This is a genomic window from Methylobacterium sp. M6A4_1b (genome assembly GCF_053345175.1).
In genome coordinates, this window is record NZ_JBKEZQ010000004.1 from 150,112 (window position 1) to 169,365 (window position 19,254).

General features: G+C 71.1%; 18 protein-coding genes. 12 read left to right on the top strand and 6 right to left on the bottom strand.

Annotated elements, in window-relative coordinates:
* Nucleotides 1–64: 64 nt before the first annotated feature.
* The gene (ligA, locus tag ACLBWX_RS06025) at nucleotides 65–2,521 is read right to left on the bottom strand and encodes an NAD-dependent DNA ligase LigA (protein WP_447676165.1); all 2,457 of its coding nucleotides are present in this window, start codon (nucleotides 2,519–2,521) and stop codon (nucleotides 65–67) included.
* A 251-nt stretch (nucleotides 2,522–2,772) separates the two neighbouring features.
* Between ligA and ACLBWX_RS06030 the strand changes: the two genes are divergently transcribed.
* The 3 genes from ACLBWX_RS06030 (at nucleotide 2,773) to ACLBWX_RS06040 (ending at nucleotide 5,199) form a co-directional block, all read left to right on the top strand.
* Nucleotides 2,773–3,687 carry a sulfite oxidase heme-binding subunit YedZ gene (locus ACLBWX_RS06030; RefSeq protein WP_447676166.1) on the top strand — a complete coding sequence of 305 codons (915 nt, stop codon included), beginning with the start codon at nucleotides 2,773–2,775 and terminating at the stop codon, nucleotides 3,685–3,687.
* A gap of 78 nt (nucleotides 3,688–3,765) precedes the next feature.
* The gene (locus ACLBWX_RS06035; RefSeq protein ID WP_447676167.1) at nucleotides 3,766–4,092 is read left to right on the top strand and encodes a hypothetical protein; all 327 of its coding nucleotides are present in this window, start codon (nucleotides 3,766–3,768) and stop codon (nucleotides 4,090–4,092) included.
* A 93-nt stretch (nucleotides 4,093–4,185) separates the two neighbouring features.
* On the top strand, nucleotides 4,186–5,199 hold the full coding sequence (locus ACLBWX_RS06040; RefSeq protein ID WP_447676168.1) for an adenosine kinase: 1,014 nt from the start codon (nucleotides 4,186–4,188) through the stop codon (nucleotides 5,197–5,199).
* A 78-nt stretch (nucleotides 5,200–5,277) separates the two neighbouring features.
* Here ACLBWX_RS06040 and ACLBWX_RS06045 read toward each other — a convergent pair whose 3' ends face one another.
* From ACLBWX_RS06045 to ubiG, 3 genes are all read right to left on the bottom strand, one after another.
* On the bottom strand, nucleotides 5,278–6,252 hold the full coding sequence (locus tag ACLBWX_RS06045) for an NADPH:quinone oxidoreductase family protein (protein ID WP_447676169.1): 975 nt from the start codon (nucleotides 6,250–6,252) through the stop codon (nucleotides 5,278–5,280).
* A 71-nt stretch (nucleotides 6,253–6,323) separates the two neighbouring features.
* Nucleotides 6,324–6,884 (bottom strand): YbhB/YbcL family Raf kinase inhibitor-like protein, encoded by a 561-nt coding sequence (locus ACLBWX_RS06050; protein WP_447676170.1) that lies wholly within the window; start codon nucleotides 6,882–6,884, stop codon nucleotides 6,324–6,326.
* Nucleotides 6,885–6,934: 50 nt separating this feature from the next.
* Complete coding sequence (gene ubiG / locus ACLBWX_RS06055; RefSeq protein ID WP_447676171.1) at nucleotides 6,935–7,699, bottom strand: bifunctional 2-polyprenyl-6-hydroxyphenol methylase/3-demethylubiquinol 3-O-methyltransferase UbiG; 765 nt, start codon at nucleotides 7,697–7,699, stop codon at nucleotides 6,935–6,937.
* Nucleotides 7,700–7,900: 201 nt separating this feature from the next.
* Here ubiG and ACLBWX_RS06060 point away from each other — a divergent pair, with 201 nt between their 5' ends.
* From ACLBWX_RS06060 to ACLBWX_RS06080, 5 genes are all read left to right on the top strand, one after another.
* On the top strand, nucleotides 7,901–9,136 hold the full coding sequence (locus ACLBWX_RS06060) for an aspartate kinase (protein ID WP_447676172.1): 1,236 nt from the start codon (nucleotides 7,901–7,903) through the stop codon (nucleotides 9,134–9,136).
* A 66-nt stretch (nucleotides 9,137–9,202) separates the two neighbouring features.
* A complete protein-coding gene (gene ptsP / locus ACLBWX_RS06065; protein WP_447676173.1) occupies nucleotides 9,203–11,467 on the top strand; it encodes a phosphoenolpyruvate--protein phosphotransferase in 2,265 nt (754 codons plus the stop codon).
* A gap of 100 nt (nucleotides 11,468–11,567) precedes the next feature.
* Complete coding sequence (gene prfA / locus ACLBWX_RS06070; RefSeq protein ID WP_447676174.1) at nucleotides 11,568–12,653, top strand: peptide chain release factor 1; 1,086 nt, start codon at nucleotides 11,568–11,570, stop codon at nucleotides 12,651–12,653.
* Between the two features lie 23 nt (nucleotides 12,654–12,676).
* Entirely contained in the window at nucleotides 12,677–13,543 is an 867-nt protein-coding gene (prmC, locus tag ACLBWX_RS06075) for a peptide chain release factor N(5)-glutamine methyltransferase (RefSeq protein ID WP_447676175.1), read from the top strand.
* Nucleotides 13,544–14,016: 473 nt separating this feature from the next.
* A complete protein-coding gene (locus ACLBWX_RS06080) occupies nucleotides 14,017–15,267 on the top strand; it encodes a DUF4167 domain-containing protein (RefSeq protein ID WP_447676176.1) in 1,251 nt (416 codons plus the stop codon).
* 60 nt (nucleotides 15,268–15,327) lie between these two features.
* On the opposite strand, the gene ACLBWX_RS06085 is transcribed toward ACLBWX_RS06080, so the two are convergent.
* The gene (locus ACLBWX_RS06085; protein ID WP_447676177.1) at nucleotides 15,328–16,065 is read right to left on the bottom strand and encodes a hypothetical protein; all 738 of its coding nucleotides are present in this window, start codon (nucleotides 16,063–16,065) and stop codon (nucleotides 15,328–15,330) included.
* A gap of 13 nt (nucleotides 16,066–16,078) precedes the next feature.
* Nucleotides 16,079–17,023, bottom strand: a complete 945-nt coding sequence (locus ACLBWX_RS06090) for a DUF2336 domain-containing protein (RefSeq protein WP_447676178.1) — start codon at nucleotides 17,021–17,023, stop codon at nucleotides 16,079–16,081.
* A gap of 175 nt (nucleotides 17,024–17,198) precedes the next feature.
* Here ACLBWX_RS06090 and ACLBWX_RS06095 point away from each other — a divergent pair, with 175 nt between their 5' ends.
* The 4 genes from ACLBWX_RS06095 (at nucleotide 17,199) to ACLBWX_RS06110 (ending at nucleotide 19,254) form a co-directional block, all read left to right on the top strand.
* The gene (locus tag ACLBWX_RS06095) at nucleotides 17,199–17,363 is read left to right on the top strand and encodes a YqaE/Pmp3 family membrane protein (RefSeq protein ID WP_447676179.1); all 165 of its coding nucleotides are present in this window, start codon (nucleotides 17,199–17,201) and stop codon (nucleotides 17,361–17,363) included.
* Nucleotides 17,364–17,440: 77 nt separating this feature from the next.
* The gene (locus ACLBWX_RS06100; RefSeq protein WP_447676180.1) at nucleotides 17,441–18,046 is read left to right on the top strand and encodes a sulfite oxidase-like oxidoreductase; all 606 of its coding nucleotides are present in this window, start codon (nucleotides 17,441–17,443) and stop codon (nucleotides 18,044–18,046) included.
* The gene (locus ACLBWX_RS06105) at nucleotides 18,039–18,761 is read left to right on the top strand and encodes an FAD-binding oxidoreductase (protein WP_447676181.1); all 723 of its coding nucleotides are present in this window, start codon (nucleotides 18,039–18,041) and stop codon (nucleotides 18,759–18,761) included. Before ACLBWX_RS06100 ends, ACLBWX_RS06105 begins: the two co-directional genes overlap by 8 nt.
* 67 nt (nucleotides 18,762–18,828) lie before the next feature.
* Complete coding sequence (locus ACLBWX_RS06110; RefSeq protein WP_447676182.1) at nucleotides 18,829–19,254, top strand: GFA family protein; 426 nt, start codon at nucleotides 18,829–18,831, stop codon at nucleotides 19,252–19,254.

Consider the following 19,254-nt stretch of genomic DNA (forward strand, 5'->3'; position numbering starts at 1 on the left):
GGCCGGACGCGGCCAAGCTCCTGCGGGTGCAGACGCCGAACTCTAGGCGTCCGCGAATCCCGGCTCAAGCGCTGGCGACGAGCGCCAGCCATGCCTCCTCGCTGATGACCTCGACGCCGTGCTTCTGCGCGTCCTTCAGCTTCGAGCCCGCACCCGGACCGGCCACGACGAGGTCGGTCTTGGCCGAGACCGAGCCGGAGACCTTGGCGCCCAGGCGCTCGGCCGTCGCCTTGGCCTCGGACCGGGTCATCTGTTCGAGGCTGCCGGTGAACACCACGGTCTTTCCGGCGAAGGCCGTGGCGGAGGCCGGCGCCGCCATCGGCTCGGTCTTCACTTCGGCGAGCAGCGCCCGGACCGCCGCGTCGTTGTGCGGCTCGGCGAAGAAGGCGATCAGCGAGTCGGTCGCCACGGGGCCGATCTCGCCGTCATCGGCGAAGTGGCGATAGGCGTCGCCCGGCCGCTGCTCGGCCGCCCGCGCGAGACCCGCCGCGATGGCGTCCGCGTCGCCGTAATGGCCGAGCAGGCTGGCGCGCTGGGGCGCCGACAGGCGCGCCCGCCCCTGCGGATGGGTCTCGGCCTCCTCGTCCTCGCCGGCCTCCGGCTCGCCGCCCGCGCGGGGATAACCGACCTCCAGCAGACGGTCGCGGGTGGTCGGACCGATGCGGGACAGCGCGGAGAGTTCGATCCAGTCCGGCCCGGCCTGGTCGCGGGCCGCGGCGGCGACGGCCTCCATCAGGTCGGGGATGTCGGCGAAGCGCTTGGCCAGCGCCTTGGCCGTGGACTCCCCGATCTCCGGGATGCCGAGGGCGAAGAGGAAGCGGTTCAGCGGCAGGCTGCGACGATCCTCCACCGAGGCGAGGAGGTTCTTGATCGCCTTGTCCTCCTCCTCGCCCTTCTTCTTCGTCGGCTTCTTCGGAGCGGGCACGCCCTCGGCCCGCCGCTCGGCGGAGAGCGCCTCGCGCCGCGCCACGATGGCGGCCTTCAGGGGCTCGAACGCGAGCCGGAACAGGTCGGCGGGCTGGCGGACAAGGCCGGCCTCGAACAGCACCTCGATGTATGTCTGGCCGAAGCCCTCGAGGTCGAAGCCGTTGCGCGAGACGAAGTGCTTCAGGCGCTCGACTCCCTGCGCCGGGCAGATCAGGCCGCCGGTGCAGCGGCGCACGGCGTCGGGCTTGCCCGTGCGGGGATTGATCTCGCGCACGGCGCGGCTGCCACAGGCGGGGCAGTGGGTCGGAAACGCGTAGGGCTTCGCGTCGGCCGGGCGCTTCTCCAGCACCACGTCCATCACCTTCGGGATGACGTCGCCGGCCCGCTGCACCACGACGGTGTCGCCGATCCGGATGTCGCGCCCGTCGCGGATCGGTTCGCCATCGGCGCCGAGACCCTGGACGTAGCCCTCGTTGTGCAGGGTGGCGTTCGACACCACGACGCCGCCGACCGTGACCGGACGGAGCCTGGCCAGCGGATTCAGTGAACCGGTGCGCCCGACATTGATCTCGATGTCCTCGACGACCGTCAGCGCCTTCTGGGCCGCGAACTTGTGGGCCAGCGCCCAGCGCGGCGAGCGCGAGACGAAGCCGAGGCGGCGCTGCAGCGCCAAGTCGTCGACCTTGTAGACGACGCCGTCGATGTCGTAGCCGAGATCCGCGCGCTCGGCCTCGATGCTTCGATAGTGCGCGATCATCGCCTCGGCGTCGGCGCAGAGCCGGGTGCGGTCGTTGACCGGAAGGCCCCACTCGGAAAACCGCTGCAGCACGCCGTGCTGCGTCCCTTCGAAGGCCGGCACCACCTCGCCCCAGGCATAGGCGAAGAACTTGAGCGGCCGTGAGCGGGTGATTTCGGGGTCGAGCTGGCGCAGGGAACCGGCCGCCGCGTTGCGGGGATTGGCGAACAGCGCCTTGCCGGCCGCCGCCTGGCGGGCGTTGATCGCGGCGAAATCCGCGTGGCTGAGGTAGACCTCGCCGCGGATCTCGCAGACCCGGGGCACGTCCGTCCCGGAAAGCTGCTGGGGGATGTCGGAGACGGTGCGGGCATTGGCGGTGACGTCCTCGCCGACCTCGCCGTCGCCGCGGGTCGCCGCCGTGACGAGGCGCCCATCCTCGTAGCGCAGGGCCAGGGAAAGACCGTCGATCTTCGGCTCGGCGGTGAAGGCCAGGGGCTCGGCTTCGGGTCGGTTCAGGAAGCGCCGGACTCGGGCCACGAATTCCGCCACCTCTTCGTCCGCGAAGGCATTACCCAGCGAGAGCATCGGCACCGCGTGGCGGACCTTGGCGAACTTCTCGGACGGTTTGGCCCCCACCGAGGCGCTGGCGGCCCCCGTCCCGGCAAGGTCCGGAAACCGCGCCTCGATCTGCTCCAGGCGCCGGCGCAGGGAATCGTAGGCCGCATCCGTGATTTCGGGCGCGTCCTCCTGGTGATAGAGCCGGTCGGCCTCGGCGATCCGTTCGGAGAGGTCCGCGTGCTCGGCCCGCGCCGTCTCGGCGTTCATCGTCTCGAGGCTGTCGGCGGTCTCTTCGGGCATGAGGATGCTTCGTGATCGGGGGCGGGCGCGGCGTCGGCTTATAGCAATCGAGAACCGTTGCGGCACCGGCCAAGGTTCCGGGCCGGCGATCGCTCTGCACAGACGTGTAACCCGGGCACCGACCCGGCGAATACGCCCCGACACCACGACGCCGCGACGGTCCCGCGACTCCATCTGCGACCCCGCGCCGCCTCACGGATCCTTCCCGGCCCCTATCTTTCGCGACAATCGTCCCACGATCCCGGATCGCCATGCTAGCCCTCCCCGCCTTCTCCGCGCCCTGGCGCGACCGCGCCGGACGCGTCTCCGGCCTGAAGCTCGCGACCTTCCTGTTCGCCCTCGCCCCGGGCCTCTGGCTCGCCGGGGCCTACGCCGCCGATGCCCTCGGGGCGAAGCCGATCACGGCGCTGCTGCACGGCACCGGCGAATGGGCGGTGCGATTCCTGATGCTATCCCTGGCGGTGACGCCCCTGCGCCGGGTCGCCCATGCGCCGAAGCTCATCCTGGTGCGGCGCATGCTCGGCCTGACGGTGCTGGCCTACGGGCTGATCCACCTGATGCTCTACGTCGTCGACCAGAATTTCGTGCTGACCAAGGTGGTCACCGAGATCGTGTCCCGGATCTATCTCACCATCGGCTTCGTGGCGCTGCTCGGCCTCGCGGTCCTCGGCGTCACCTCCACGGACGGGATGATCCGGCGCCTCGGCAAGGCCTGGCCGCGCCTGCACAAGACCGTCTACGTCATCGCGATCCTGGGCCTGATCCACTATTACCTGCAGGCCAAGATCGACGTGTCCGACCCGGTGTTCTGGACCGGAGCCTTCCTGCTGCTGATGGGCCACCGCGCGATGCAGCGATTCGGCTGGCCGACCAACCCGTTCACCCTGCTGGGCCTCGCGGTCGCCGCCACTCTCCTGACCGCACTGCTGGAAGCGGCCTGGTATGGCGTCGCGAGCGGCATTCCGGCGAGCCTCGTCCTGTCGGCCAACCTCGACTTTCCGGACACGATCCGGCCGGCCTGGTGGGTGCTGGCCCTCGGCCTCGCCGTTCCGGTGCTCAACGCCGTCCGCGCCCGGAAGGACAGGAGCGGGCGCGGCAAACCGAAGGCCGCGCCGGTGCCGCGCCCCGCTCCGGCGGCGGCGCGCGAGGCCGTGGCGGCGCGCTGAGGTCCGGCGCATGCGGGACTTGCTCAGGGTCGCCGTCACGCGCATGAAGCGGCCGGCGTCACGGAGGGGAGAGCCCGCATGCGGACACGGATCTTACGGGTGGCAGCCCTCGGCCTCGGCATCCTGGTTTCGGCCGGCGCGGCGCGCGCCGCCTGCACGTCGCCCGAGCCACCCCCGGCCGCGTCCCGTCCGGCCAAACCGCCGCTCCCGGCCAAGCCGGCCTGCCTCGACGCCAAGGGCGGCTGCCCGGGCTGGGAGGCCTACAGCTACAACGACGCCATCAAGGCCTACAACGAAAAGGCCGCCGCGTTCCGTCCCCTGGCGGAAGCCTACGTCAAGGCGCTGAACGCCTACGTGAAGGCGAGCAGCGACTTCGCGCAGTGCGAAGTGAAGACGCTGCAATAGGCGCGGGTGCCGGCCGGGTTCGCTTGACCCCTGCCGGGAGCGATGCCACAGCCCGGCGCAGTTTTCCCCCACATCGCCAGACTGGACGGCCCGATGCCCGAATCCCTCGACCTCCTCGTTCTCGGCAACGCCATCGTCGACCTCATCGCCCGCACGGAGGAGGAATTCCTGGCGGCGCAGGGTGTGCCGAAGGGGGCGATGCAGCTGATCGACGCGGCGCGGGCCGAGTCGCTCTTCGCCGCCATGGGTCCGGCCACCATCGTGTCGGGCGGCTCCGGCGCCAACACGGCGGTGGGCGCGGCGATGCTCGGAGCGAAGACCGGCTTCGTCGGCAAGGTCCGCGACGACGAGCTCGGCGGTCTCTTCGCCCACGACCTCAAGGCCACCGGCGTCCGCTTCCCGGTCGCCGCCGCGGTCGATGGACCCGCGACCGCCCGCTGCTTCATCCTGGTGACGCCGGACGGCGAGCGCACCATGAACACCTATCTCGGCGCCTGCCAGGGCCTCTCCCCGGCCGATGTCGACGCGGCCACCGTGGCGAGCGCCCGCGTGGTCTACCTCGAAGGCTACCTCTGGGATCCGCCGGCCGCCAAGGACGCGTTCCGCAAGGCCGTGACGATCGCCCACGAGGCCGGCAACGCCGCGGCACTGACCCTGTCGGACGCGTTCTGCGTCGGGCGCTACCGGGACGAATTCCTCGGCCTGATCCGCGACGGCAGCATCGACATCCTGTTCGCCAACATGGCCGAGCTGCAGAGCCTCTACGAGACGGACGATGCCGAGGCCGCCGTCACGGCGCTGCGCGCCGAGAGCGTGTCCCGCGGCAAGGACCTCCTGGCGCTCGTCACCCGCTCGGCGGAGGGCGCCCTCGTGATCCAGGGCGGCGACGTGCAGGCCGTGGCTGCCTCCCCGGTTCACGAACTCGTCGACACCACGGGAGCGGGCGACCTCTTCGCGGCCGGTTTCCTGGCCGGACATGCCCGCGGCCTCGACCACACGGCCAGCGCCCGCCTGGGCGCTCTCGCCGCCGCCGAGGTGATCCAGCACATCGGCGCCCGGCCGCAGCACGACCTCGTGGCCCTCGCCAAGGCGCAGGGCCTGCTCTGACGCCGTCGCCCTGGGCGAGAGCCGTCGCGTGGCGGATCCCGGATTTCCCCGGGATCCGCCACGCGAACGGACCGGCGATCACGGGCGGAGCAGCACCTTTCCGACGGCCTCGCGCCGCTTGAGGATGCCGAGCGCGGCCTCGTAGTCGGCGAGTGGGTACACGCCGTGGACCTTGGCGGTCAGGCGGCCCTCCGCCACCCAGGCGAGAAGCTGCTCCTGGTTGGTCCGGTGCGCCTCCGGCTCGCGCTCCACGAAGACGCCCCAGTGCACGCCCTGAATGTCGATGCCCTTCAGCAGCGCCAGGTTGAGCGGGATGCGCGGAATATCGCCGGCCGCGAAACCGATGACGAGGTAGCGGCCCTTCCAGCCCAGCGACCGAAGGGCCGGCTCGGCGTAGTCGCCGCCGATCGGATCGTAGATCACGTCGACGCCTTCGCCCTCGGTGAGCGTGCGCAGGGCCTCGCGCAGGGTCTCGGCGGTATAGTCCACCGCCATCGTCGCCCCGTGGGCGCGCGCCGTCGCCAGCTTCTCGGGGGAGGACGCGCAGGCGATCACGCGGGCGCCCATGATCGCGCCGAGTTCCACCGCCGCGAGGCCGACGCCGCCGGAGGCGCCGAGCACCGCAAGGGTCTCGCCGGGCTGCAGCCGGGCCCGGTCGCGCAGGGCGTGGAGCGAGGTGCCGTAGGTGATGGTGAGTCCGGCGGCCTGCTCGTCAGAGACGCCCTCCGGCACGCGGGTCAGGTGCCGGGTGGCGACGGCGATGCGCGCGCGGCAGGTGCCGAACTTCTGGTGGACGATGACGCGGTCTCCGACCGCGAAGCCCTCGGTCCCCTCGCCCAGGGCCTCGACCACGCCGCAGGCCTCGCCGCCCGGCGAGAACGGCAGCTCGGGCTTCACCTGGTAGCGGCCGGCGATGATCAGGGTGTCGAAGAAGTTGAGCGCCGCGAGCGTGACGCGGATCAGGGCCTCGCCCGGTCCGGGCACGGGATCGGGCAGATCCGCGAGTTCCAGATCCTCCGGTCCCCCGAGCCGGGTACACAGCAGCGCCTTCATGCCCAAACCTTTCGCGTGATCCTCGTATCGGCGCTTGCACCGGCCCGGGCGTCCGCGCAAGCGGGCAGGCGTCAGGGGCGCGCGTAGAGACCGGCGAGACAACCCTTGGCGAGCACGTGGCCGGCCATCGCCTCCAACAGCGCGCCCCGTCCGGGATGCTCGGGCAGCTCCAGCGCCCGGCCGAGGGCATAGGCCTGGAACAGGTAGGTGTGCGATCCGTGGCCGGTCGGCGGGTCGGGCGGCAGCCAGCCCGGCTTGAGGAAGCTGTTCTTGCCGAGGTCGAGTCCCGATCCGGCCTGGCTCGCCGCCCCTTCGGACAGCGGTGCGCCGGGATCGAGATTCCAGGCGATCAGGTGGACGAGAGGGCTCGGCGTCGGGCTGCCCGCATCCTCGCAAAGGATCACGACCCGCGCCGTGCCGGGCGGCAGGCCGGTCCAGCCCAGGGGCGGCGAGGCGCCGGTCCCGTCGGCCGTGAAGCGCGCCGGCATGGATGTGCCGTCGGTGAAGGCGAGGCTGGTGAGCGACAGGCCCTCGGGCACCTCGGCGAAGGTGGTCTCGTAGGCCGTCTTGTCGAGTCCGGCCTTCAGGCCGGACAGGGCGGCGCCAACGGCGTGCGGAATCTTTTCGAGCAAGGTCGGTCTCCCACGGGGTACGCCGACCAACAGCGGACGACCGCGAAGGTTCAGGCCGGCGGCACGGCGCCGACCGGGCGCTGCGCCGTGATCATGTAATTCACCGCGGTGTCGCGGCTCGCTCGCCAGGAACCGTCGAGGGGGTTGAGCACCACCCCGGTCGTGTCGGTGACGGTGAGGCCCCCGGCACTCACCGCGCGGCCGAGTTCATCGGGCCGCACGAACTTCTCCCAATCGTGGGTGCCCTTGGGCAGCCAGCCGAGGACGTATTCGGCCCCGACGATCGCGAGCGCGAAGGAGCGCAGCGTCCGGTTGAGGGTGGCGGCGAAGAAGAGGCCGCCGGGCTTCACCGCCCGCGCCGCCTGGGCGACGAAGGCCGGCATGTCGACCACGTGCTCCACCACCTCCATGGCGAGCACGATGTCGAAGCGCTCGCCGGCGGCCACGACGTCCTCGATGGTGCGGGCGCGGTAATCGACCGGCACGCCCCCGGCATCGGCATGGGCCTGGGCCACCTTGACGTTGGTGGGCGCCGGGTCGAGCCCGGTCACCCGGGCGCCGAGGCGCGCCAGCGGCTCGGACAGGACGCCGCCGCCGCAGCCGATATCCACCAGGGTCAGGCCGTCCAGGGCGAAGGGCGCGCGGGCGTCCCGCCCGAAATGCCGGCAGGCCGTGTCGCGGATATAGGCGAGGCGGACCGGATTGAACCGGTGCAGCACGCGCATCGGCCCGGCCTCGTCCCACCACGTCGCCGCGATGGCCTCGAAGCGGGCGACCTCGTCGCGGTCGATGGAGGCGCCTGTGGGTGCGGTCATCGTCTCGGCATGTCTCGTGCGAAGTGGGCGCGCCCCATTGTTGACACGCCCGGGCGGCCCTTGTACCCGCCGAAGCCCTGTCCGGTACAGCAGCCAAGCGACGCGGACGGCCGTGCGGGCGGAGGAAGTCCGTCCGCGGCCCGCCGCATCCCTGGCAAACGCGATGTGTCGCGGACGCGACAGGCTCCGTCTGGTGAGAACATGCCCCGTCTGGTGATGAAGTTTGGCGGTACGTCCGTCGCCAATGTCGAGCGCATCCGCAACGTGGCGGCCCACGTGGCGCGCGAGGTCGCGGCCGGCTACGACGTGGCCGTCGTGGTCTCGGCCATGTCCGGCAAGACCAACGAGCTCGTCGCCTGGGTCAAGGATGCGAACCCGATCTACGACGAGGCCGAGTACGACGCGGTGGTCGCGTCGGGGGAACTCGTCACCGCCGGGCTGCTGGCCATCGCGCTCCGGAAGAACGGCATCAAGGCCCGCTCCTGGCAGGGTTGGCAGATCCCGATCCTGACCTCGGACGCCCACGGCTCCGCCCGCATCGAGGGCATCGACGGTGCCCGCCTCGACGAGGGCTTCCGGCGCGGCGAGGTCGCGGTCATCGCCGGGTTCCAGGGCATGCACGAGGCCACCGGCCGGGTCACCACCCTGGGCCGCGGCGGCTCGGACACCAGCGCCGTGGCGATCGCGGCCGCCATCGGGGCCGAGCGCTGCGACATCTACACCGACGTCGACGGCGTCTACACCACCGATCCGCGCGTGGTTCAGAAGGCCAAGCGCATGGAGCGCGTGACCTTCGAGGAAATGCTGGAGATGGCGTCCCTGGGCGCCAAGGTCCTGCAGGTCCGCTCGGTCGAGCTCGCCATGGTCCATCGCGTGCCGACCACGGTGCGCTCCTCCTTCGATCCGCCGGACAATGCCCGGCCCGGCACCCTCATCTGCGACGAGGACGACATCGTGGAACAGCAGATCATCACCGGGATCGCCTTCTCCCGGGACGAGGCGCAGATCACGCTTCGTCGCGTGAAGGACAGCCCCGGCATCGCCGCCGCCATCTTCGGCCCGCTGGCGGACGCCAACATCAACGTCGACATGATCATCCAGACCGTGTCGGGCGACCAGTCGACCACCGACATGACCTTCACGGTCCCGTCGGCGGATTACGACCGGGCGCGCAAGATCCTCGACGCGCAGAGCGGCGCGATCGAGTTCGCCCAGATCGAGGGCGCCACCGACGTGGTCAAGGTCTCGGCCATCGGCGTCGGCATGCGCAGCCACGCGGGCGTCGCCGCCAAGGCCTTCCGGGCGCTGGCGCAGAAGGGCATCAACATCCGCGCCATCACCACTTCGGAGATCAAGTTCTCCGTCCTGATCGATGCCGCCTACACGGAGCTTGCCGTTCGCACGCTCCACTCGCTATACGGCCTCGACCAGGCCTGAAGACCCGGAGCGCGCGAACGCCTGCGCGCGAACCGGACACGAGGCCGAAGCCGGATCGAGGAGACCATGCCCGCTGCGCCCGGAGGCCCGCGCCTGCTTCTGCGCCGCCTCCGCGAAGCGATGGCGGAGCCGGTCAGCCCACAGGCCCGTCTCGACCGCATCGTCACGTTGATCGCCGCCAACGTGATCGCGGAGGTGTGCTCGGTCTACGTCCTCAGCGATGACAACATCCTCGAACTGTTTGCAACCGAGGGTCTGAACCGCGAGGCCGTCCACCTGACGCGTCTGCGGGCGGACGAGGGCCTGGTCGGCCTCATCGCCAAGACCGCCGAGCCGCTGTCCCTTTCCGACGCCCAGTCCCACCCGGCCTTCTCCTATCGCCCGGAGACGGGCGAAGAGGCCTATCACGCCTTCCTGGGCGTGCCGCTCCTGCGCGCCGGCAACACCCTCGGCGTGCTCGTCGTCCAGAACAAGACCTACCGGGTCTATTCCGAGGAGGAGATCGAGGCGCTCCAGACCACCGCCATGGTGCTGTCCGAGATGATCGCCTCGGGCGAGTTGCAGGCCCTGGCGCCGGGCGCCGGCTCCGCCGCGCGCCGTCCGGTCAGCCAGCGCGGCGTGGCGCTGGCCGATGGCATCGGCCTCGGGCACGTGGTGCTGCACGAGCCGCGCATCGTCATCAAGCAGCTGATCGCCGAGAACGTCGACCGCGAGGTCGAACGCCTCGAGCTGGCCATCGGCGAGGTCCGCTCGGCCATCGACGACCTCGTCGAGCGCGGCGACAGCATCGGTACGGGCGAATCCCGCGAGGTGCTGGAGACCGTGCGCATGTTCGCGCACGACAAGGGCTGGCTGCGCCGGATGCGGGAGGCCGTGCATTCGGGCCTGACCGCCGAGGCCGCCGTCGAGCGCGTCCAGTCGGACAATCGCGCCCGGATGATGCGCCAGAGCGATCCGTATCTGCGCGACCGCCTGCACGATCTCGACGACCTGGCGAATCGCCTTCTGCGAACCCTGATCGGTGCCGAGGGCAACGGCGCGCAGCGCGTCCTGCCCGAGAACGCGATCCTGGTCGCGCGCTCCATGGGCCCGGCCGCCCTCCTCGATTACGACCGCACGGCGCTCCGCGGCGTCGTGCTGGAGGAAGGCGGGCCGACGAGCCACATCGCCATCGTGGCCCGCGCGCTGGGCATCCCGGCGGTGGGCGAGATCGCCAACGCGACCGCGCTCTGCGACGCCGGGGACGCGATCATCGTCGACGGCGCCACCGGCGAGATCCAGGTCCGGCCCGGCCCGGAGATCGAGGCGGCCTATGCCGAGATGGTGCGCCTGCGCGCCCGGCGGCAGGAGCAGTACCGGGCGCTGCGCGACGTGCCCGCCGTCACCCTCGACGGCACGCCGATCGGCCTCCAGCTCAACGCCGGCCTCCTGATCGACCTGACCCACCTGCACGAGACCGGGGCGGACGGCATCGGCCTGTTCCGCACCGAGCTGCAGTTCATGGTGGCCCAGCGCATGCCCTCGGCCGCCGAGCAGCAGGCCCTGTACGAGGCGGTGTTCGCGGCCACCGGCGACCTGCCCGTCACGATCCGCACCCTCGACATCGGCGGCGACAAGATCCTGCCCTACATGCCGGCCCTCGAGGAGGAGAACCCGGCCCTGGGCTGGCGCGCGATCCGCATCGGCCTCGACCGTCCGGCCCTCCTGCGGGTGCAGCTGCGCGCCCTGCTGAAGGCGGCCGGCGGGCGCGCCCTGAAGATCATGTTCCCGATGGTGGCGACGGTGGACGAGTTCACCCGCGCCAAGGCCATCGTCGAGCGCGAGAAGGCGCATCTGCGCCGGCACGGCCACGCCCTGCCGAGCGACTGCAGGCTCGGCGTGATGGTGGAGGTGCCCTCGCTCCTGTTCCAGATCGACGAGATCGCCCGGGCCGCCGACTTCCTGTCGGTGGGCTCCAACGACCTGATGCAGTTCCTGTTCGCCGTCGACCGCGAGAACCGCCGGGTGGCGGACCGCTTCGACACCCTGAGCGTGCCCGCCCTGCGCGCCTTCCGCGTCATCGCCGAGCGCGCGGCGGCTGCCGGCTGCCCCGCCACCGTCTGCGGCGAGATCGGCGGCCGGCCCCTCGAAGCCATGGCGCTGATCGGCCTCGGGTTCCGTCACCTCTCGATGTCGCCGGCCGCCATCGGCCCCGTGAAGGCCATGGTGCTGGGCCTCGACGTCACTGCGGTGGCGGCCTTGCTCGACACCGAACTGGCCCGCGCCGGGGACGGCGCCAGCCTCCGTCCGGCCCTCGCGGCCTTCGCGAAGGCGCAGGGCGTGCCCATCTAGCCTCGGCGTACCTATCTCACCGGGTCGTGCCGCGGCCCCGTCGTCGACGAAGGCCTCCGGCCCGACGAGCCCTTGTTCTGATGAGAGTTTTTCACGGGCGATGACCCCTATTCCTGCAGACCGTCTCGACGCGATCCTGACGCGCCACGACATCGTCACCGCGACGCTGAGCGCCGGCTCGGCCGATTCCGACACCTTCGTGCAGCTGTCGCGCGAATTGTCGGAGCTGGAGGGGGTCGTCGCCGCGATCCACGCCTACCGCGCGGCGGCGCAGAACCTCGCCGACATCGAGGCGCTGATCGACGAACCGGGGAGTGATTCCGAGATGCGGGCGCTCGCCGCCGACGAGAAGCCGGAGGCCGAGGCCGGCCTGGAGGCGGCCCACCGCGCGCTCCAGCTGATCCTGCTGCCGAAGGATTCCGCCGACGAGAAGAGCGCCATCCTGGAAATCCGCGCCGGCACCGGCGGCGACGAGGCCGCCCTGTTCGCGGGCGACCTCTTCCGCATGTACGGCCGGTACGCCGACGCCAAAGGCTGGAAGGTCGAGGTGATCTCCGAGAGCGAGGGCACCGTCGGCGGCTACCGCGAGGTCATCGCGGAGGTGAAGGGCAAGGGCGTATTCGCCCGCCTCAAGTTCGAGAGCGGCGCCCATCGCGTCCAGCGCGTGCCGGACACCGAGACCCAGGGACGCATCCACACCTCCGCCGCCACCGTGGCGGTGCTGCCGGAGGCGGAGGAGGTCGACATCGTCATCAACGACGCCGACCTGAAGATCGACACCATGCGCTCGCAGGGCGCAGGCGGACAGCACGTCAACAAGACGGAATCGGCGATCCGCATCACCCACATGCCGAGCGGCATCGTGATCTTCGTCCAGGAAGAACGCTCGCAGCACAAGAACCGCGCCCGGGCGATGTCGCTGCTGCGCTCGAAGCTCTACGACGCCGAGCGCACCGCCAAGGACGCGGTCCGGGCCGCCGACCGCAAGTCGCAGGTCGGCTCCGGCGACCGCTCGGAACGCATCCGCACCTACAACTTCCCCCAGGCGCGGGTCACCGACCACCGCATCAACCTGACCCTCTACAAGCTCGAGGAAGTCCTGGCCGGCGAGGCTCTGGACGAGCTCGTCGACGCCCTCGTCACCGAGCACCAGGCCGAATTGCTGGCGGCCGAGGGCATGGCCTGAGCCGGATGGACGCGCCGGCGCCGATGCGTCTCGACCCGGGGCTCAGCCGCACCGACGCCCTGCGGCGCATGGGGGAGGCGCTGGCCGCCCACGGAGTGCCGACGCGCGACGCCCGGTTCCTCCTGCTCGACCTCCTCGGAATCAGCGCCACCGACCTGATCCTGCAGGGCGCCCTGCCCCTGGGGCTGGAGGGCGCCGCCACGCTCGAACGGGCCGTGGCGCGACGCATCACCGGCGAACCCGTCGCCCGGATCGTCGGCGCCTGGGAATTCTGGGGCCTGCCCTTCGGGCTCGCGCCCGAAACCCTCGTCCCGCGCGCCGATACCGAGACCCTGGTGGAAGCCGCCCTCGCCCTCCGTCCCGACCGAAGGCGACCGCTGCGGGTGCTCGATCTCGGCACCGGCTCCGGCTGCATCCTCGTGGCGCTGCTGACCGAATTGCCGAACGGCTTCGGCATCGGCCTGGACCGCTCGCACGGCGCCCTCGTCCAGGCGCGCGCCAACGCGTCGCGCAACGGCGTCGGGCCACGGTCGGCCTTCGTCTGTGCGGACTGGACCGCGGGTCTCTCCGGGCGCTTCGACCTCGTCGTCTCGAACCCACCCTACATCGCCAGCGCTACGATCCCGGGTCTCGACGTCGAGGTGCGGGATCATGACCCGCTGGCGGCCCTCGACGGCGGCTCGGACGGGCTCGATGCCTATCGGCGGATCGCCGGGGCCCTGGCGGACGGGTCCGTCGGCCTCGCGCCGGGCGGCGCCCTCGCCTTCGAGGTCGGCTTCGATCAGGCCGAGGCCGTGGCGCAGCTCGGGTCACGGTCCGGTCTCGGCCCAGCCTCCATCCACCGCGACCTCACCGGCCATGCCCGTGTCGTGCGCTTCGGCCCGCTCTGAGAGCGGCCGAACGCCAAAATCTCCCGGGAAACCCGAAAAACAGCGCGCGTCAGATGCAGGCGAACAAAAAAGCGCTTGTTGCCCCCTCGGCGAACCGCTACTGTCGCAGGCAGATCGCGAACGATCCATTAAGCGGGATCGTGGTAAGACGGGTTGCGGCTTTGGTCCGCGACGCTCTTAGACGATCTCCCCACGATCAGGCTGGCGCGCGCGGGCAGAGGCGCAGGAGCTTGGTCAACTTCGTGCCTGAAAACCGAAGGACGCCTGGACGCTCAGAGCGCGCCTTGGTCAACGGACAGAGACGACAAGCACGGCGAAATCGATCACGGACACACCGGACCCGGATCACGCGGCGCCAGCGACGAGCCTGACTTGAGGCTGCGTCGTGGCCGCCTGGAACCCGCCGCATCATCAGACGCTCCGAGACGAACGAGGGTCAATCGAGACCGATGAGACCAAACCAGAATAGACGGATGCGCGGTCGCAACCGCCCCAAAGGTCCTAATCCGCTCACGCGTTCCTACGAATCCAACGGGCCGGACGTCAAGATTCGCGGCACCGCTCAGCACATCGCCGACAAGTATGCCCAGCTCGCGCGCGATGCGCAGGCCAGTGGCGACCCGGTCGCGGCCGAGAACTACTTTCAGCACGGCGAGCATTATTTCCGGATCATCTCCGGCGCCCAGGAACAGAACCGTCAGCAGGTCGGCGGCTACGCCCGCGGCTTCGACGACGAGGGTGATGACGACGGCGACGAGGGTCAGAACGCGCCGCAGGGCTACGCCGCCTCGAGCTACGGCGCGAATTCCTACAACGAGGATTACGGTGATCCGGGCCAGCTGCCCCAGCCACCGGCCTACGAGCCCCGGCAGGACGCGCGCCCGGAAGGTCGTCCTGATGGATACCGCCAGGATTACAATCGCCAGGACTCGAACCGGCAGGACTCGAACCGGCAAGACGCCAACCGGCAGGATTCGGGCTCCGACAACAACCGGCAGAACCGCCGCGACCGCTTCGCCAATCGCGGTGACCGCCCGCAGCGCTTCGACAACCCGCGCGACGGCAATCGCCCCGACTACAACAACCGTCCGGAGAACCGTCGCGACGACTTCGGCCGCCAGGACGGCAATCGGCAGGACGCACCGCGCCAGGACTTCAATCGGCCGGATGCGAACCGGCAAGATTCGAACCGGCCGGACGGCAACCGCCAGGACTTCCGGGCGGATCAGAATCGCCAAGACAGCCCGCGGCAGGACAATCCGCGTCAGGACGGTCCCCGTCAGGACTACAGCCGCCAGGATCAGCCCCGGCAGGATTTCCGTCCGGCTCAGGTCCGTTCCGACGCTCCCCGTTACGAGAACGGACGCGCGGAAAGTCCGGCCAACGAGTCACCGCGGCCCGAGTTCGGCGGTCAGGAAGCCGGTCGCCAGGATGCACCCCGGTCCGTCCGCGGAAACGATGCGGCGCCCCGGCGCAGCCGTCGCCGTGACGAGCGGGAGGCCGCCCCGGCCGAAGACGTGGCCGCTCTGCCGGCGTTCCTGATGACGCCGCCGCGCCCGGTCCCGGCCCCCGAGCCGGCCGTTCCGTCGGAGCCTCGGGACGAGACGACGTCCGCGTCCCAGGACGATGTACCGGCGCCCAAGCCCCGCCGCCGCCGCCGCGCCCGGTTCGAGGGTCCGGAAGGTGCCGTCGGCGCCGATGATCCGACGCCCGTCACCGAGTGAGTTCGGATCCTCGTCGCGAGTTTTCCGGAAGCCGCCCCCAAAGGGCGGCTTCTCGGCGTTTCAGGGTCCGCGCCAGTCCAGGAAGGCCTCGACGCGGTGAACGAGCCGGCGATGGCGCGCGGCCTCGCCGAAGGGCGCCAGGTCCCAGGTCCAGCACCGGTCGGGCCGCCCGAGGCGGACCCCGTGCAGGAGGTCGAGCCGATCGGTCACCTGCCCGCTCCGATCCTCCTCGACCTGCTCCACGTCGGTGAGGAGACAGACGCGGGCGCGAAGGCGCGCGAGGCCGTCGAGATGGGCCTGCACGATCCGGCTTCCGAGATCCGGCGGCACGAAGCCGGGCCGGTCGAGGGGCAGGATGGGCAGTTGCGACAGGAGGTTGGCCGAGACCACGAAGTCGACGTCCTCTCCGCCGCACAGAGTGGAGAGCGGATCGTGCCGGTCCGTCACGGCCGAGAGGTCGGCGGTGATCAGCCGGACGTTGGGATGCGCCCGGGCCTCGAGGCGGGCCGGCCAGAGGTGCACCGCGTCCACGAGATGAACCGCTTCGAAGCGCGCCGCGAGGTCTGCGAGCGGGACGTCCCTGAGGAGCCCGGAGCCGAGGACGACCGCGACGCGCCGTCGCTCCAGCCCCTCGCAGGCGGCCAGGATCGCGGCGCGGGCGGCCGCGAGATGCGGCGCCCAGGCGGCGCGGCAGCGCCGTCCCCGGGACATCAGCAGCACGCTCTCGCGCAGGTGGCCGCGGCGGCGATGCGCGAACGGGATCGGCGTGACGAGGAGGTGCAGGAGTTCGACGAGCATGCGCGCTTCGGAATCAACGTCCGGGCGGATTCGACCCAGCCCCCGGCTGCGCCGACAGGCGCACCACCCGCTGCGCCGTGGTGACGGACAGAGCCTGGAAGGCGTTCTGGATGCCGGCCCACGCCTCCGGCAGGCGCGCGGGTCCGGGTCTCGTCTCCAGGAAGAGCTTCAGGGTTCCGAAGCCGAAGCGGATCGCACGCAGCAGGAACAGGAGCGGATCGTGATCCGCGGCCGCGTAGGCGCGCCGGGCGACCTCCGGCGCCACCTCCGCGAGGCGCGCGACCTCGATGAGCGCCGCATCGACCGCGCCGGTTCTGATCAGGCCTTCGATCCGGCGCTCGTCATCCTCGGTCGGGCGCGGCAGACCGCTCGCGCGCGTCGGAGAGGCCACGGCGGCGGAGGTCTTCCCCGCGCGCGCTGCGAGCATGACCCGCAGCACCGCATCGACCCGCGCCCGCTCGGCGAGGGCGGCGTAGCCGAGGCCGGAGAAGGCTGCCCCGGCATTGCCGGCGACGACCTGCACCGTCTCCGTGTCGCCGCGCGCCACCAGCACGTCGGTGACGCGCTCGCTCAACGACGGGCGCCGGGCGACCACCCTGAGATGGCCCTGCCCGCGCGACTGCGCGACGGTGACGAGATCGGATTCCGCGAGGCGCGGAGAGCGCTGCAGGACCGGGCGCGCCACGGCGATGTCCGCATCGAGGGCCAGATCCCGCACCACGGCGCGCGGCGCGTTGCCCAGGTCTGCGAGGCCGTCCGACAGGGCGGCCCGCGAAGCGGCGGCGGCCGAACGCGCGAGCGGAAGCATCACGGCGTCGAAGGCCTCGACATGCACCTCTTGCAGTCCTCCGGCGCGCTCGGCGAACAGCATCGAGAGGCGCTGGAGCATGCGGGCGCGCGGCCCGGACGCGTCGCCCTGCGCCACCTGCTCGATCTCGCGAACGAGAGTTTCGATCATCCGCGAGGGGTCCTGCACGAAGCGGCCTGCATCGACGCCGCCGGGTACTCTGGGGAGGCAGAGTTTAAGAAAAAGCAATCCGCCGGCCAAACGCCGGGAACTCGACCGCGGCGATCCCGTTGCGGTTTGGCCGTTGCGACCGCAACCCCGCGACCGCAATCTGCCCGGAGCCGCCGTGTCGAACCTCGTCCGCATCATCCTCGCGATCTTCCTGCCGCCGATCGCGGTGCTCCTGACCACCGGAATCGGGTTGCAGTTCTTCCTCAACATCCTGCTGACCCTGCTGGGCGTGCTGCCGGGCACCATCCACGCCCTCTGGCTGGTGCTGCGCGATCGCTGAGGGGATGGTAGCCTGCCCCGCGGACCGGTCGTTCATCGCATGATCGCCGCGAGCGGACGGACGGGCACGAGGGCACGATGAGCACACGCGGTTTCACGGGGCGCAAGCCGCCAGAGGCGACGCGCGAGCGCCTGCCCCCGGGCCAGTACCTCACCGAGGACTTTCCCGTCCTCCAGATCGGCCCGAACCCGCGGGTCGACCTCGCGACGTGGTCCTTCACCCTGCGGGAGGGCTCGCGCCCCCTCAAGAGCTGGACCTGGGACGCCTTCGAGGCCCTGCCGCGCACCCGCTGGGGCGGGGACATCCACTGCGTGACGAAGTGGTCGAAGTTCGACACGGCCTGGGAGGGCGTCAGCTTCGACGACCTGCTCGCCGATGCCGGCCTCGCGGCGCCGACGGCTTTCCTCCTCGCCGAGGGTTACGACGACTACACGACCAACGTGCCCGTCGCGGATCTGGCCGGCGGCAAGGGCATGGTCGCGACCCGCTACGACGGCAAGCCGATCCCACCGGACCATGGCGGCCCGGCCCGGCTCCTGGTACCGCACCTGTATTTCTGGAAGAGCGCCAAGTGGGTGAAGGGTCTGCGCTTCACCCAGCGCGACGAGGGCGGATTCTGGGAGCTGCGGGGCTATCACATGTACGGCGACCCCTGGCGCGAGCAGCGCTTCACCGGTGATTGATCCGGCCGCACGGCCCCTCTCCTGGCAGACGGCCACCCTCACGGCGATCCGCCCGGTGACGAGCCGGGTCAAGAGCTACCGCTTCCGGGTCGGCTTCGACCGCCCCGTCCTGGCCGGGCAGCACGTCGACGTCCGGCTCACCGCGCCCGACGGGTATCAGGCGCAGCGCAGCTACTCCATCGCCTCCGCCCCGGACGGCGACGGCACCATCGAGCTGATGATCGAGGGCCTGCCGGACGGGGAGGTCTCGGGCTTCTTCGACGGCGTCGCGGAGGTCGGCGACACGATCGAACTGCGCGGCCCCATCGGCGGCGCCTTCGTCTGGCGCCCCGAGGATGGCGGCCCCCTGCTCCTGGCCGGCGGCGGCTCGGGCGTGGTGCCCCTCCTGGCGATGCTGCGTCACCGCGCGGCGGCGGCGCCGGCGGTGCCGGCCCTCCTCCTCTACTCGGTGCGCGATCCGAGCGAGACCATCGCCACCGAGGAACTGGCCGTGCGCGCCCGCGACGAGCCGAACTTTCAGCTGATGCTGAACTTCACCCGCGCCGGCGGTCGCCGGGTCGACGCGACGATGGTCGCGGAGGCGCTGGATCGCCTCGGGCCGCCCCGCCACGCCTATCTGTGCGGCGGCAACCCCTTCGTCGGGGCGGTGGCGGATCTGCTGCTCGATGCCGGGCTCGATCCCGCCCGCATCCACACGGAGCGCTTCGGCGGCTGAGCCGTCCGTCATTGTCCCGCCATCGGGGCCGGGCATCGCTTGCCCGTGCCATCGGAGGTCGAGAGCCATGGAAACGGGGTCCAACCCACATTCCGGACAGTGCCATTGCGGCGGCGTCCGGTTCCGGGCGACGCTCGTCGACGGCCTCGGCACGGTACGCCGCTGCACCTGCTCCTATTGCCGGATGCGCGGCGCCGTCGTCGTCTCGGCCGTGACGGGCGGCGTCGAGATCCTGCAGGGCGCGGACCTGTTGACCAGCTATCGCTTCAATACCGGCGTGGCGCGGCACTTCTTCTGCGCGCGCTGCGGGATCTACACCCATCACACGCGCCGCTCGAACCCGAACCAGTACGGCGTCAACGTCGCCTGCCTCGACGGCCTCAGCCCGTTCGATTTCGCCGAGGTTCCGGTGGTCGACGGCGTCAACCATCCGAACGATACGGGCGGATCGAGCCGGCGCGCCGGTACCCTGCGCTTCGTCGCCGAAGGCTAG